Here is a 14,367-nt window from a genome sequence, read left to right on the forward strand (position 1 = left end):
CTCGAAGCCGGCCATTCGGGCAGGCCATTCGGCCAGGTCGAAATATGTACCACGTAGTGGCATATAATCCTGTGCTGACCTGATCGGCCCGACATGCCGGTAATCGGCGGCGCGGGATCGTGCCGGGCAAGGTCGGGCAGGTGCGCGTTTGCGTATTCCTGTTCGCCCAACCCGACCGGGACGACATCGACGCACGCGAACGGCGTGCCGTCAGCAAGTTCGCCGCGGATGTCGGGCGCCGCACCGGCGCCGATATCGCGACGCTGGTCACACTGAAAGAGCGGGTGGAGATTTGCAATGGCCAGGAGTCGATTCAAGAGCGACGCAACGGAGGCGATCCACGGCGCCGCGTCGGGCCTCTGTCGTGCCGCGTTGATCGACAAGAAGACGATGCGCGAATACGACGATCTCCGCATCGAAGCCGCCCCGCGGTTCGATCCGGAAGCCATCGCCCGCATCCGCAAATCCGTCAATGTCAGCCAGAGCGTGTTCGCGCTCTACCTGAACACGACGGCGTCGACGATCCGCCAATGGGAACAGGGCGACAAGCGGCCGGGCGGCATTGCCGCACGGATGCTCCAGATCGTCGAGAAACACGGGCTCGAGGTGTTCTCCTGAACCGCCCCCCCGAATCCCCCTGCACGGCCGCCCCCGCACCGGATACCGCGACGCGCCCCGCAACGAATATGACGGAGACACAATGGCAGTAAGACTCTTTGGATGCGGATTGCTGGCACTGACGTTCGCGTCGACGGGCCGGGCCGCCGAGCACTACGTCGAAGTCTGGAACCCGCCCGAGGCGCGGCAGCCGGCCGCCCGCACGCCGGCCGCGCACACCGGCGCCGATGCACGCGCCGGCAAGAGCGTAGAGAAGCACGCGAATGCCACACCGAAAGCCGCGGTGAAACCGCACAAGCGCCGTGTCGCGCAGGCGGTGAAAGCCGGCTCGCATCGTCCGCCCGCCACCGCGGCCGAGACGCCGGCCGCACCGCGCCCCGTCGCGCAGCCCGCACCGGGACGCCTGACGGTCATGCAGCCGGCTGCGCCCGATGCGCAGCACGCGCTGAATTACTCCGACATCCCGCGGCAATACACACCGGACGGCAACGTGCTGCGTGTCGGCACGCACAACCGCTCCGCGGAGGTGACTCGATAATGGAAGCGCAAACCTACCACGGCTACCAGATCTGGGGCCACGCGATCCTGCAGCAGGACGAGATCCTGCAGCCCGAGCGCTTCGCGGCGAGCGGCACGATCACGCAGAACAACAAGCTGGTGGAGGCGTCCGGCGTGCTCGGCGTGTTCGACACCGAGGACGACGCGCGCGAAGCGGGGCTCGAATGGGCCCGCGCCTGGATCGACAGCCACCGCTGAGCGTGCGCGACCTGCGCGCCGTGGTCGACGCCGGGCACGAGTCGGCCGCGAGCCGACAATGAAAAAAGGGGCGTCATCGACGCCCCTTCGTCATTCGAACCAGGACAACTCAAGCCGCGGCCCGTGGCGGCCGCACCGCCGCCTGCGGCCGGCCGACGAACCGTGCCAGCCCGACAATCGCGGCCAGCGTCGCGAGGTAAGCGACGATCTGGATGCCCGCCGGGCGCGCGGTATAGCCGATCAGCGTATGCAGCGCCTTGCCGACGATGCTCGATTCCTTGAGCAGCCACGACGTATCCCAGACCGCATCGCCCCACGACGGCACGAGGCCTGCCGCGAGCAGGAAGCCGACGCACTGGCTGGCCATCCCCGCCGCGAGCAGCACGATCAGCCAGTTGGTGACCGAGAACAGGCGCTTCAGCGGAATCTGCAGCAGGCCCGCATACATCCCGTAGCCTAGCCCGGCGCCGCCGAGCACGCCGAGCAGCCCGCCGACGATCATCTGCGGTGTCTGCCCCGGATCGCCCGCCGCGATGCCGTACAGGAACAGCACGGCCTCGGAGCCTTCACGCAGCACCGCGACGCCGACCACGATCGCGAGCCCCGTCAGCGGCTTGCTGCCGGCCGCGACGGCACGCCCGACCGCCGTCATCTGCATCGCCATCTCGCGACCGTGCCGGCTCATCCAGATGCTGTGCCATGCGAGCATCAACGTGGCGACGAACATCACGCCCGCGTTGAAGACCTCCTGCCCCATGCCGGACGCCCATTGCGAGATCACGTCGGCGAACGCCGCGATCAGGCCGGCGCCGATCACGCCGCCCGCCAGGCCGCCGCCGACCCACCAGCCGCGCCGCGGCACGCCTTTTGTCGCGGCCATCACGATCGACACCACCAGCGCGGCCTCGAGCACTTCACGAAAGACGATCAGGGCAGTCGACAGCATGTCCGTATCCGCTTACTTGACGGTCAGGTGCGTCTTCGACTGCGCTTCGTGATACTCGTCGTGGAACTCGTAGGTCCCGGCCTTCAGCGGCCCGACCAGGATCTCCACCGACTTGCCGGCAGGCACGACCTTCTCCGCCTTGAAATCGTCGCTCTCGAATTCGGCGGGCGTCGCGTCGAGGTTCTTCACGACGAACTTCACCTTCTTGCCGGCCGGGATCGTCACGCCGTCCGGCGAAAACTTGTGACCCTTCAAGGTCAGGTTGACGACATCGTCGGCCGCGAATGCGGACGTGGCCGATGCGCCCAGCAGCGCCAGCGAAAAGCCGAAAGCAAAACGGTTCATGGGGGGTAACGAATTGAAATATCGAAGGGAGCTGATACTAAGATCGATTCGCATTTCCAACTCGCGTACCCTTACTGGCGACATGGTGATCGCGCTTCATCGAGTGCCGCTACGCCTTGCCCGGCAAGGCATCCGCCCCGCTTCGCCCGGAACGCTTCGCCGTCAATCGGGACAAGTGCCGAATGACGGCAAAAGCCCGTAAGCGATTCATCAGACATCACCTTTACAACAGGCTGTCGCCGCACTACCGTCGTCGCACCGGAGCCGCGATACGGATTTTCGTCGACACGCGTACGCTTGACCTTCCCACCGTGGCAAGCTTCATGCTGTCGATGCTTGTCAATCGTCAACTCAGGAGAACACGATGGAATTCGAAGTCCAGGACATGACCTGCGGCGGCTGTGCCAATGCAATCACGCGCGCGGTGACGGCCGCCGATCCCGCCGCGAAGCTCGACATCGACGTCGCGGCGAAGATCGTCAAGGTCGAGTCGGCGCAAGGCGCCGAGCGCGTGCAGTCGATCATCGAAGCCGCCGGCTTCCACCCCGCGCTGCGCACCGCTTGACGCCACGCTTAGCGCAACACTGAACGCAACGCGGGCGCAACGCACACGGGCGCGGGCACACCGCCCTATGGCGCTGCGCCCGCGCCCCGCAGTGCATCAGCGCAGCCGGATCAGCGTCGACTTCAGTTCGGTGTACTTCTCGAGCGCGTGCAGCGACTTGTCGCGGCCGTTGCCCGACTGCTTGTAGCCGCCGAACGGGAAGTTCATGTCGCCGCCTTCGTCGTAGCAGTTCACCCAGACGGTGCCCGCACGCAGCCGGCGCGACACGTCGTGCGCGGTCGTCAGGTTCGAGGTCCACACGGCCGCGGCCAGCCCGTACTCGGTATCGTTCGCGATCCGCACGGCCTCGTCGACGTCGTCGAACACGATCACCGACAGCACGGGCCCGAAGATCTCCTCGCGTGCGATCCTCGCATCCGGCTTCACCTCGAATACCGTCGGCTCCACGTAGAAGCCGCCCGTTTCCGCCTTCACGCGCGCACCGCCGGTGACGAGCCGGCCCTCGCTGCGCCCGGCCTCGATATAGCCGAGCACACGTTCGAGCTGGATGCCGTCGACGATCGCGCCCATCGACACCGACGGATCGAGCGGATTGCCGGGCACGTACGCACGCGCGGCCGCGACGAGCTTCTCGATGAACGCATCCTTGATGTCGCGATGCACGAGCAGCCGCGAGCCGGCCGTGCACATCTCGCCCATGTTGTAGAAGATCGCGCCGGCGGCCGCCTGCGCCGCGCGGTCGAGATCGGGACAATCGGGCAGCACGATGTTCGGCGACTTGCCGCCGAGTTCGAGCCACGCGCGCTTCAGGTTCGACTGCGCGGCGTACTGCATGATCAGCTTGCCCACCGCCGTCGAGCCGGTGAATGCGATGCAGTCGACGTCGCGATGCAGCGCGAGCAGCTTGCCGGGCTCGCCGGCCCCCGGTACGACGTTGAACACGCCCGCCGGAATGCCGGCCTCGTATGCGAGCTGTGCGACGCGGATCGCGGTCAGCGGCGATTTCTCCGACGGCTTCAGCACGACGCTGTTGCCGGCCGCGAGCGCGGGGCCGAATTTCCATGCGGCCATCAGGATCGGGAAGTTCCACGGCACGACGGCGGCCACCACGCCGACCGGCTCGCGCGTGACGAGGCCGACGAGATGATGATCGGCCGGCGCGACCTCGCCGCCCACCTTGTCGATCGCTTCCGCGAACCATTCGACGCAATACGCGGCGCCCGGCACGTCGACCGTCGTCGTGTCGCCGATCGGCTTGCCCGCGTCGAGCGTCTCGAGCAGCGACAGCTCGTCGAGGTGCTCGCGCATCAGCGCGGCCCAGCGCAGCAGCACGGCCTTGCGCGCACGCGGGTTCAGCCCGGCCCACACGCCCGCGTCGAACGCGCGACGCGCCGCCGCGACGGCCGCGTTCACGTCGGCTTCGCCGCAATCGGCGACCTTCGCGAGCACGCGGCCGTCGATCGGGCTCACGCAGTCGAACGTCTTGCCGCCGTGCGCGTCGCGCGACGCGCCGTCGATGAATGCGCGCCCTTCGATCTCGAGCGACGCCGCCTTGTCCTGCCAGTCAGCCAAAGTCAACTTGTTCATCAGGATGCCTCAGTTTTTTGGCATTCGCGATGCGACGCGCCGCTGCGCGTGACGCGCAGCCGGCCGGCAGCGAATGCGGTGATGCGCGGTCGGGAGGTCAGAAGGTCGCCGGCGAATTGGCCGAGACGACCTCGCAGATCAGGTCCGCGCTGGGATTGCGAAAACGGTGCGGCAAACGGCTTTCGAAGTAATAGCCGTCTCCGGGGTCGAGCAGCCACGTCGCGCCGTCGACGGTCAGCTCGAGCCGGCCCGACACGACGACGCCGCCCTCGTGCCCCGCGTGCACGAGCATCTCGGGCCCCGTATCGGCGTGCGGCTGGTAGATCTCGCGCAGGATGCACATGTTGCGGTCCTTCACGCTCGCGCCGACCAGATGAAACGCGAGCGTGTCGTTGCCGAGGTTCGGCATCTCGTCGCGGCGCGACACGACCGAACGCGATTCGACGAGCTCGAACGTGAAGAACTCCGCGAGACTCATCGGGATGCATTCCAGCAACTTCTTCAGCGAGCCGACCGACGGGCTCACGCGGCCCTGTTCGATCAGCGAGATCGTGCCGTTGGTCACGCCGGCCCGCTTCGCGAGTTCGCGCTGCGACAGGCCATGCTTGTTGCGCACGAAACGCAGGCGCTCGGCGACTTCGGTGGACATCGATTCGGTTTCGGACACGATAGGTGCGATGACAAAGTGAAACGACGCAGTGGACAGCCGTTGAATATTCTAATCACTTTATGCCGCACATCAGCGGGGAAAACCCTGAAAGGCGTTCGAAATAATGAACACCCCGTCGATTATTCCATTTGCGAATCTTTTGTTTGCACTGCTCGGGAAAGCCCTGATGCAACACCGTTAAAAAACATTTGACGCCGTTTTTGGCTCGTATATGCTGGCTCTCAGGTTCGCGTCATCAAGCGTTCATCGGCAGCAAAAAGCGTTATTGCAACGCAAAAATTGATGCCCTTCGATGTAAATGACGCGTAACCGGCGCCTTGATTATTTTAAACGCCCAGTGCGTAGAAACGGTCGGGTGTTCAATACTTTCAACAACCCAGTCGAGTGTAATCGTGAGAGTCCGTGGCCCTCTGGTGAGGTGGGATCGAAGCGTGGCGCGAAGTTCGCGCAGCGCGGCATCCCCTTCCGATGGCAGTTGCGGCTGGCATAGTCCTCGCCTGCAGCATCTGTCGATCTACACCATCCTGTCCCGTCGTTCCGTTCGGCGCCACAACGCCGTTTCCGCACGCGCATTCGTCGCCGTCGATACCGACGAAGTGGCGTCGCTGCTGCCGTAGCGCCTCTCCTTTCTTTACGTCGTTCGTTTCGTCTGCTGATTCGCCAACCGCATCGTCCGTGCGGTGACGGAACGCGTTCGCGCATTCGTTGCCGCGTCGCGTATCGCAATGAAACGAACGACGGCCTGATCGTCGCGCGCAGCGCGGATCGCCACGCCATCCCGTTGCGCCCATTCACCAGCGGCCTTGCGCTTTGCGCCAGGCTGCGGGGCTGTTGCACGCCGGTGTTTCGCCACATCCGGCAAGACGTACGCAACAACCCTCCGGATAACTGATTGACGTCATGGAAAGAAGGAAACCACTCGTCGGCATCACCGCCGACCACACGCAGATCGGCGCACACGCGTCGCATACGGTCGGCGACAAATACGTCGCCGCGATCGTCGACGGCGCGCAGGCGCTCGCGATGGTGCTGCCCGCGCTCGGCGAGCGCCAGTCGACCGACGACATCCTCGACACGGTCGACGGCCTGCTGTTTACCGGCAGCTACTCGAACGTCGAGCCGCACCTGTACGGCGGCGAACCGAGCGCACCCGGCACGAAGCACGACCCGGCCCGCGATGCGACGACGCTGCCGCTGCTGCGCGCGGCGATCGCCGCGGGCGTGCCGGTGCTCGCAGTCTGCCGCGGCTTCCAGGAGCTGAACGTCGTCTGCGGCGGCACGCTGCACCAGCGCGTGCATGAAGTGCCGGGCTTCGCCGATCACCGCGAGGACGACGACGCGCCGATGGACACGCAATACGGCCCCGCGCACGTCGTGCGACTGACGCCCGGCGGCAAGCTGCACGCGCTCGCCGGCGGCCGCGACGAAGTGCACGTGAACTCGCTGCACAAGCAGGGCATCGCGCAGCTCGGCTCCGGCCTCGCCGTCGAAGCCGTCGCGCCGGACGGCCTGATCGAAGCCGTGAGCGTCGTCGATGCACCGGCTTTCGCCCTCGCCGTGCAGTGGCACCCGGAATGGCGGCATGCGCAGGACCCGCTATCGAGCGCGATCTTCCGCGCCTTCGGCGATGCCTGCCGCGCGCGCCGTGCCGCCCGCACGCGCGCCACGGCCGCCGCCGCGCTCGCCTGAGCGCGCCGACCCAACCAACGAGAACAGACATGCAAGACATCGAAGATTTCCTGAAGCAGCACCGGATCACCGAGATCGAAGCGATCATTCCCGACATGGCCGGCATCGCGCGCGGCAAGATCACGCCCCGCAACAAGTTCACGTCCGGCGAATCGATGCGCCTGCCGCAAGCCGTGATGGTGCAGACCGTCACCGGCGAATATCCGGAAGACGGTTCGCTGACCGGCGTGACCGACCCCGACATGGTGTGCGTGCCCGACACGTCGACGATCCGCCTGATCCCGTGGGCCGTCGACCCGACCGCGCAGGTGATCCACGACTGCGTGCACTTCGACGGCTCGCCGGTCGAGATCTCGCCGCGCTACGTGCTGCGCCGCGTGCTCGACCTGTACAAGGCGAAGGGCTGGAAGCCGGTCGTCGCGCCCGAGCTCGAGTTCTACCTGGTCGACATGAACAAGGACCCCGACCTGCCGCTGCGTCCGCCGGTCGGCCGCACGGGCCGCCCGGAAACGGGCCGCCAGTCGTATTCGATCGAGGCCGTCAACGAGTTCGACCCGCTGTTCGAGGACATCTACGAGTACTGCGAATCGCAGAACCTCGACATCGACACGCTGATCCACGAAGTCGGCGCCGCGCAGATGGAGATCAACTTCATGCACGGCGACGCGCTGTCGCTGGCCGACCAGGTGTTCCTGTTCAAGCGCACGGTGCGCGAGGCCGCGCTGCGTCACAACATGTACGCGACGTTCATGGCCAAGCCGATGGAAGACGAACCGGGTTCGGCGATGCACGTGCACCAGAGCATCGTCGACGAGGAAACGGGCCAGAACCTGTTCACGTCGCCCGAAACCGGCGGCGCGACGTCGATGTTCTACAACTACCTCGCGGGGCTGCAGAAATACACGCCCGCACTGATGCCGATCTTCGCGCCGTACATCAACTCGTATCGCCGCCTGTCGCGCTTCATGGCCGCGCCGATCAACGTGCAGTGGGGCTACGACAACCGCACGGTCGGCTTCCGCATCCCGCACTCGGGCCCGTCGGCGCGCCGCATCGAGAACCGCATCCCGGGCGTCGACTGCAACCCGTACCTCGCGCTCGCCGCGACGCTCGCGGCCGGCTATCTCGGCATGACGCAGCGCCTGGAACCGACCGAGCCGCTCGTCAGCGACGGCTACGAACTGCCGTACCAGCTGCCGCGCAACCTCGAGGAAGGGCTGACGCTGATGGCCGCGTGCGAGCCGCTCGGCGAGATCCTCGGCCACAAGTTCCTGAAGGCGTATTTCGCGCTGAAGGAAACCGAATACGAAGCGTTCTTCCGCGTGATCAGCTCGTGGGAACGCCGCCATCTGCTGCTGCACGTCTGAGCGTGCACACAACCGAATACGGAAACACGGAGGAAACATGACGTACCGCAACGAATCTGCCTGGATCCAGCCCGCCGCGCCGGCCGCCGCACCGCGCACGACGCAGGCGCGCTCGACCGCCGAATACCGCGCGCTCGACGCCGCGCACCACATCCACCCGTTCTCGGACATGGGTGCACTGAACCGCGCGGGCAGCCGCGTGATCGTAAAGGCCGACGGCGTCTACCTGTGGGACTCGGACGGCAACAAGGTCATCGACGGGATGGCCGGCCTCTGGTGCGTGAACGTCGGCTACGGCCGCAAGGAACTCGCCGACGCCGCGTATCGCCAGATCCAGGAACTGCCGTTCTACAACACCTTCTTCAAGACCACGCACCCGCCGGTGATCGAACTCTCCGCGATGCTCGCGGAAGTCACGCCGGCCGGCTTCAACCACTTCTTCTATTGCAACAGCGGCTCGGAAGGCAACGACACCGTGCTGCGCCTCGTGCACCAGTACTGGCGCGTGCAGGGCCAGCCGCAGAAGAAGTTCGTGATCTCGCGCAAGAACGGTTACCACGGCTCGACGATCGCCGGCGGCACGCTCGGCGGGATGGGCTACATGCACGAGCAGATGCCGTCGAAGGTCGAGAACATCGTGCACATCGACCAGCCGTATTTCTTCGGCGAGGCGGCGGCCGGCGAAACGCCGGAAGCGTTCGGCCTGGCCCGCGCGCAGCAGCTCGAGGCGAAGATCCTCGAACTCGGCGCGGAAAACGTCGCGGCGTTCATTGGCGAGCCGTTCCAGGGCGCGGGCGGCGTGATCTTCCCGCCGTCGACTTACTGGCCGGAAATCCAGCGGATCTGCCGCAAGTACGACATCCTGCTGGTGGCCGACGAAGTGATCGGCGGCTTCGGCCGTACCGGCGAATGGTTCGCGCACCAGCATTTCGGCTTCGAGCCGGACCTGATCACGATGGCCAAGGGCCTCACGTCGGGCTACGTGCCGATGGGCGCCGTCGGCATTCACGAGCGCGTGGCACAGCCGATCATCGACAACGGCGAATTCAACCACGGCCTCACGTACTCGGGCCACCCGGTGGCGGCAGCCGTCGCGGTCGCGAACCTGAAGCTGCTGCGCGACGAAGGGATCGTCGAGCGCGTGAAGAACGACACGGGCCCGTACTTCCAGGCGCTGATGCGCGAAACCTTCGCGCGTCACCCGATCGTCGGCGAAGTGCACGGCCACGGCCTCGTCGCGAGCCTTCAGCTCGCGGAGGCACCGGCCGAACGCCGTCGCTTCGCGAATGGCGGCGACGTCGGCACGATCTGCCGCGACTTCTGCTTCAACGGCAACCTGATCATGCGTGCGACCGGCGACCGGATGCTGCTGTCGCCGCCGCTCGTGATCTCGCGTCAGGAAATCGATGAACTCGTATCGAAGGCGAAAAAAGCAGTCGATGCAACCGCCCAGCAACTGGGTATTTCGTAACGGTTTTGCCTACAGGCGTGCGGCGGGCGCCGCACGCCGCCATAACCAGGGGAATTCCACCATGCGTGCCTGCTTTCTTCGCCAAGCCTGTTCCGTTGCCGCCCTTGCCGCCGCGGCCGCGTTCACGTCGGTCGCCAGCCCGTCGGCGCATGCCGAGGATCTGAACGTCTACAACTGGTCCGACTACATCGCACCGGACACGATCCCGAACTTCCAGAAGCAGACCGGGATCCACGTCAAGTACGACAACTACGACAGCGACGACACGCTTCAGGCGAAGCTGCTTGCCGGCAGTTCGGGCTACGACATCGTCGTGCCGACGTCGAACTACATGGCCAAGCAGATCCAGGCCGGCGTGTACCAGAAACTCGACAAGTCGAAGCTGCCGAACCTCGCGAACCTCGACCCGCTGCTGATGAAGATGATCTCGGATGCCGATCCGGGCAACCAGTACGGCGTGCCCTGGGCCTACGGCACCGACGGCATCGGCTACAACGCGCAGGCGGTGAAGAAGGCACTCGGCGACAAGGCGCCGGTCGACAGCTGGGCGCTGGTGTTCGATCCGGCCAACATGGAAAAGCTGAAGAGCTGCGGCGTGTCGTTCCTCGACCAGGCCGTCGACGTGTTCGCCGCGACGCTGCAATACATGGGCAAGGATCCGAACAGCAAGAACCCCGGCGACTACCAGGCTGCGTTCGAAGTCCTGAAGAAAGTCCGCCCGTACATCACCCAGTTCAACTCGTCCGGCTACATCAACGACCTCGCGAACAACGACGTGTGCGTCGTGCTCGGCTGGTCGGGCGACGTCGGCATCGCGCATCGCCGCTCGGCCGAAGCGAAGCGCTCGTACGACATCAAGTTCTCGAATCCGAAGGAAGGCGGCCTGCTGTGGTTCGACGTGATGGTGATCCCGAAGGATGCACCGCACCCCGAGGCCGCCCTGAAGTGGATCAACTACGTGTCCGATCCGAAGGTCAACGCGGCGATCACCAACACGGTGTTCTACCCGACCGCGAACAAGGCCGCGCACCAGTTCGTCACGCCGGCCGTCGCGCAGGACCCGACCGTCTACCCGCCCGAAGACGTGCTGAAGAAGATGGTGCTGATGAAGCCGATGCCGGCCGACATCCTGCGCCTCGAGAACCGTCTGTGGGCCCAGCTGAAGACGGGCCACTGATCGCGAAGCATTCCGGCGGCGCAGGCATCGCTTCACGCCTGCCCGCCTGAGATCCGCGGACCTCCATCCGCCCGCGCGCGCCGCGCGCACTGTTCCATCCGGCACGAGCCGATGCCCGTGAGTCGCATGACGCGCCTCGCGCGGGGACGCTCACGCCTGCAATCCGTGAAGAACGAATGGTGAATCCCATGCAATCGATACCCTCTTCCGCTGCTGCACGACAGACCCAACCGGCCCCCGCGGCCCGTACCCAAAACGACGCCTTCGTGCGCATCGAAAACGTCGTGAAGAAATTCGGCGACAGCACGGCCGTCGACAACGTGAACCTGACGATCGCGAAGAACGAACTGTTCGCGTTGCTCGGCAGCTCGGGCTGCGGCAAGTCGACGTTGCTGCGCATGCTCGCCGGGCTCGAGACGGCCACCTCCGGCAAGATCTTCGTCGACGGCGAGGACCTCGCGTCGCTGCCGCCGTACCGCCGCCCGGTCAACATGATGTTCCAGTCGTACGCGCTGTTCCCGCACATGACGGTCGAATCGAACGTCGCGTTCGGCCTGAAGCAGGAAGGCACGCCGAAGAACGAGATCCGGGAACGCGTGGCCGACGCACTCGCGCTCGTGCAGATGAGCAAGTACGCGAAGCGCAAGCCGCATCAGCTCTCCGGCGGCCAGCAGCAGCGCGTCGCGCTGGCCCGCTCGCTGGTCAAGCGCCCGAAGCTGCTGCTGCTCGACGAGCCGATGTCCGCGCTCGACAAGAAGATCCGCCAGAAGACCCAGCTCGAACTCGTGAACATCATCGAGAAGGTCGACGTGACCTGCGTGATGGTCACGCACGACCAGGAAGAGGCGATGACGATGGCGAGCCGCCTCGCGGTGATGAGCGAAGGCAAGATCGTGCAGATCGGCTCGCCCGGCGAAGTCTACGAATACCCGAACAGCCGTTTCTCGGCCGAATTCATCGGCTCGACCAACCTGTTCGAAGGGCGCGTGGTCGAGGACGAACCCGACCACATCTTCGTCGAGAGCGACGACCTCGAGGCACGCATGTACGTGAGCCACGGCGTGACGGGCCCGCTCGGCATGCCGGTCGGCATCTCGGTGCGCCCGGAGCGCGTGCACGTGTCGCGCGAGAAACCGGGCTCGAAACACAACTGGGCGCGCGGGGTCGTGACCGACATCGCGTACATGGGCAGCTACTCGCTGTACCACGTGCGCCTGCCGAGCGGCAAGACGGTGGTGTCGAACCTGTCGAGCTCGCACCTGATGAACGACAACGCGCCGGCGTGGAACGACGACGTGTTCGTGTCGTGGTCGCCGGCCAGCGGCGTCGTGCTGACGCAGTGAGGACGCCACGATGAGAACCTCCGCTTCCACTTCGTCCGCGCCGGTGTCTGCCGGCGCCGCGAGCACCGGCGCCGGCCGCGCGCGCCCGGGCCGTTTCTCGATGCTGTCGCGCTTCCTGCCGTCGGGCCGCAGCGTCGCGATCGGCGTGCCGTTCGTGTGGCTCGCGATCTTCTTCGCGCTGCCGTTCGTGCTGGTGCTGAAGATCAGCTTCGCCGACCAGGTGATGGGCATCCCGCCGTACACGTCGCTCGTCGAGATCAAGGACGGCGTCGTGCACTTCGCGCTGCAGCTGTCGCACTACGCGTTCCTGCTGCAGGACGACCTGTACATCGCGACCTACCTCAGCTCGCTGAAGATGGCCGCCGTGTCGACCCTGCTGTGCCTGCTGATCGGTTATCCGATGGCGTACTACATCGCGCGCTCGGAACCGAACCGCCGCAACGTGCTGATGATGGCCGTGATGCTGCCGTTCTGGACGTCGTTCCTGATCCGCGTGTACGCATGGATCGGCATCCTGAAGGACGACGGCCTGCTGAACCACACGCTGATCGCGCTGGGCATCATCCACACGCCGCTGCGGCTCTATCACAGCGATGCAGGCGTCTACATCGGGATGGTCTATTCGTACCTGCCGTTCATGGTGATGCCGCTGTACGCGCACCTCGTGAAGATGGACCTCACGCTGCTCGAGGCCGCATACGACCTGGGCGCGAAGCCGTGGGTCGCGTTCACGCGCATCACGCTGCCGCTGTCGAAGAACGGGATCATCGCCGGCAGCCTGCTGGTGTTCATCCCGGCGGTGGGCGAGTACGTGATTCCGGAACTGCTGGGCGGCGCCGACACGCTGATGATCGGGCGCGTGATGTGGGATGAATTCTTCAACAACATGGACTGGCCGATGGCGTCCGCGGTGACGGTCGCGATGGTGATGCTGCTGCTGGTGCCGATGGCGCTGTTCCAGTACTACCAGGTCAAGGAACTGGAGGACGCGAAATGATCAAGCCGAGCAAACCGCTGTCGACGGGCGTCCTCGCCTTCGGCTTCCTGTTCCTGTACATCCCGATCATCAGCCTGGTGGTGTACTCGTTCAACGAGTCGAAGCTGGTGACGGTGTGGTCGGGCTTCTCGCTGAAGTGGTACAGCGCGCTGCTGGACGACGACGAGCTGCTGACCGCCGCGTGGCTGTCGCTGAAGATCGGCCTGTTGACGGCCACCGCGTCGGTCGTGATCGGCACGTGGGCGGGTTTCGTGCTCGCGCGCTTCGGCCGCTTCAAGGGCTTCACGCTGTACACGGGGATGATCAACGCGCCGCTGGTGATTCCGGAAGTGATCCAGGGCATCTCGCTGTTGTTGCTGTTCGTTGCGCTGGAGCAGATGTTCGGCTGGCCGAAGGGGCGCGGGATGGTGACGATCTGGATCGGCCACGTGATGCTGTGCGTGTCGTACGTGGCGATCATCGTGCAGTCGCGCGTGAAGGAGATGAACAAGTCGCTGGAGGAGGCGGCGCTCGACCTGGGCGCGACGCCGCTGAAGGTGTTCTTCGTGGTGACGCTGCCGCTGATCTCGCAGGCACTGCTGTCGGGGTGGCTGCTGTCGTTCACGCTGTCGATCGACGATCTGGTGCTGTCGGCGTTCCTGTCGGGGCCGGGGTCGACGACGCTGCCGCTGGTGGTGTTCTCGCGCGTGCGGCTGGGGCTGAACCCGGAGATGAACGCGCTGGCGACGCTGTTCATCACGGCCGTGACGATCGGCGTGATCGTCGTGAACCGGATGATGATCGCGCGCGAACGGCGCCGCGTGGCCGACATGAAGGCGGCGTTCGCGGTGGCGTGA

Annotated in this window: 16 protein-coding genes and 1 pseudogene; 13 read left to right on the forward strand and 4 right to left on the reverse strand. The window is 65.6% G+C overall.

Going from position 1 to position 14,367, the window contains the following annotated elements; genetic code table 11:
* Positions 1-98: 98 nt before the first annotated feature.
* The 4 genes and pseudogenes from AB3K92_RS38615 to AB3K92_RS38630 form a co-directional block, all read left to right on the forward strand.
* Positions 99-302 (forward strand): annotated as a pseudogene (locus AB3K92_RS38615) (type II toxin-antitoxin system RelE/ParE family toxin); the annotation flags it as partial.
* Complete coding sequence (locus AB3K92_RS38620; protein WP_021162107.1) at positions 298-618, forward strand: DNA-binding transcriptional regulator; 321 nt, start codon at positions 298-300, stop codon at positions 616-618. The pseudogene AB3K92_RS38615 and the gene AB3K92_RS38620, both read left to right, overlap by 5 nt.
* 82 nt (positions 619-700) lie before the next feature.
* The gene (locus tag AB3K92_RS38625) at positions 701-1,156 is read left to right on the forward strand and encodes a hypothetical protein (RefSeq protein WP_369466846.1); all 456 of its coding nucleotides are present in this window, start codon (positions 701-703) and stop codon (positions 1,154-1,156) included.
* Positions 1,156-1,374, forward strand: a complete 219-nt coding sequence (locus AB3K92_RS38630) for a hypothetical protein (protein ID WP_021162109.1) — start codon at positions 1,156-1,158, stop codon at positions 1,372-1,374. Before AB3K92_RS38625 ends, AB3K92_RS38630 begins: the two co-directional genes overlap by 1 nt.
* Before the next feature lie 109 nt (positions 1,375-1,483).
* On the opposite strand, the gene AB3K92_RS38635 is transcribed toward AB3K92_RS38630, so the two are convergent.
* Together AB3K92_RS38635 and AB3K92_RS38640 are read right to left on the reverse strand one after the other, a co-directional pair.
* Entirely contained in the window at positions 1,484-2,320 is an 837-nt protein-coding gene (locus AB3K92_RS38635; RefSeq protein ID WP_048025393.1) for an FTR1 family protein, read from the reverse strand.
* Between the two features lie 12 nt (positions 2,321-2,332).
* Positions 2,333-2,665 (reverse strand): cupredoxin domain-containing protein, encoded by a 333-nt coding sequence (locus tag AB3K92_RS38640; protein WP_369466847.1) that lies wholly within the window; start codon positions 2,663-2,665, stop codon positions 2,333-2,335.
* 364 nt (positions 2,666-3,029) lie between these two features.
* On the opposite strand from AB3K92_RS38640, the gene AB3K92_RS38645 reads away from it, so the two are divergent.
* The gene (locus AB3K92_RS38645; RefSeq protein ID WP_021162112.1) at positions 3,030-3,230 is read left to right on the forward strand and encodes a heavy-metal-associated domain-containing protein; all 201 of its coding nucleotides are present in this window, start codon (positions 3,030-3,032) and stop codon (positions 3,228-3,230) included.
* Between the two features lie 96 nt (positions 3,231-3,326).
* Here the strand turns inward: AB3K92_RS38645 and AB3K92_RS38650 are convergent, their stop codons facing one another.
* Positions 3,327-4,817, reverse strand: coding sequence for an aldehyde dehydrogenase (locus AB3K92_RS38650; RefSeq protein ID WP_021162114.1), 1,491 nt, complete (start codon positions 4,815-4,817; stop codon positions 3,327-3,329).
* A 97-nt stretch (positions 4,818-4,914) separates the two neighbouring features.
* Positions 4,915-5,466 (reverse strand): cupin domain-containing protein, encoded by a 552-nt coding sequence (locus tag AB3K92_RS38655; RefSeq protein ID WP_042976781.1) that lies wholly within the window; start codon positions 5,464-5,466, stop codon positions 4,915-4,917.
* Positions 5,467-5,879: 413 nt separating this feature from the next.
* Between AB3K92_RS38655 and AB3K92_RS38660 the strand changes: the two genes are divergently transcribed.
* The 8 genes from AB3K92_RS38660 (at position 5,880) to AB3K92_RS38695 (ending at position 14,367) form a co-directional block, all read left to right on the forward strand.
* Positions 5,880-6,104, forward strand: coding sequence for a hypothetical protein (locus tag AB3K92_RS38660; protein ID WP_072437498.1), 225 nt, complete (start codon positions 5,880-5,882; stop codon positions 6,102-6,104).
* 283 nt (positions 6,105-6,387) lie between these two features.
* Positions 6,388-7,176: a gamma-glutamyl-gamma-aminobutyrate hydrolase family protein gene (locus tag AB3K92_RS38665; protein ID WP_021162117.1), complete on the forward strand. Its 789-nt coding sequence runs from the start codon at positions 6,388-6,390 to the stop codon at positions 7,174-7,176.
* A gap of 29 nt (positions 7,177-7,205) precedes the next feature.
* Positions 7,206-8,543 (forward strand): glutamine synthetase family protein, encoded by a 1,338-nt coding sequence (locus AB3K92_RS38670; RefSeq protein WP_048025396.1) that lies wholly within the window; start codon positions 7,206-7,208, stop codon positions 8,541-8,543.
* Positions 8,544-8,580: 37 nt separating this feature from the next.
* Positions 8,581-10,014 carry an aspartate aminotransferase family protein gene (locus AB3K92_RS38675; protein WP_369466848.1) on the forward strand — a complete coding sequence of 478 codons (1,434 nt, stop codon included), beginning with the start codon at positions 8,581-8,583 and terminating at the stop codon, positions 10,012-10,014.
* Between the two features lie 61 nt (positions 10,015-10,075).
* The gene (locus AB3K92_RS38680) at positions 10,076-11,191 is read left to right on the forward strand and encodes a polyamine ABC transporter substrate-binding protein (RefSeq protein ID WP_021163819.1); all 1,116 of its coding nucleotides are present in this window, start codon (positions 10,076-10,078) and stop codon (positions 11,189-11,191) included.
* Positions 11,192-11,379: 188 nt separating this feature from the next.
* On the forward strand, positions 11,380-12,534 hold the full coding sequence (locus tag AB3K92_RS38685) for an ABC transporter ATP-binding protein (RefSeq protein ID WP_027788941.1): 1,155 nt from the start codon (positions 11,380-11,382) through the stop codon (positions 12,532-12,534).
* 10 nt (positions 12,535-12,544) lie between these two features.
* Positions 12,545-13,531, forward strand: a complete 987-nt coding sequence (locus AB3K92_RS38690; RefSeq protein WP_369466849.1) for an ABC transporter permease subunit — start codon at positions 12,545-12,547, stop codon at positions 13,529-13,531.
* Positions 13,528-14,367 (forward strand): ABC transporter permease subunit, encoded by an 840-nt coding sequence (locus tag AB3K92_RS38695; protein ID WP_027788939.1) that lies wholly within the window; start codon positions 13,528-13,530, stop codon positions 14,365-14,367. The genes AB3K92_RS38690 and AB3K92_RS38695 overlap by 4 nt, the downstream gene beginning before the upstream one ends.

Source organism: Burkholderia sp. Bmkn7, from assembly GCF_041103175.1.
GTDB classification, from domain to species: Bacteria; Pseudomonadota; Gammaproteobacteria; order Burkholderiales; family Burkholderiaceae; genus Burkholderia; species Burkholderia cepacia.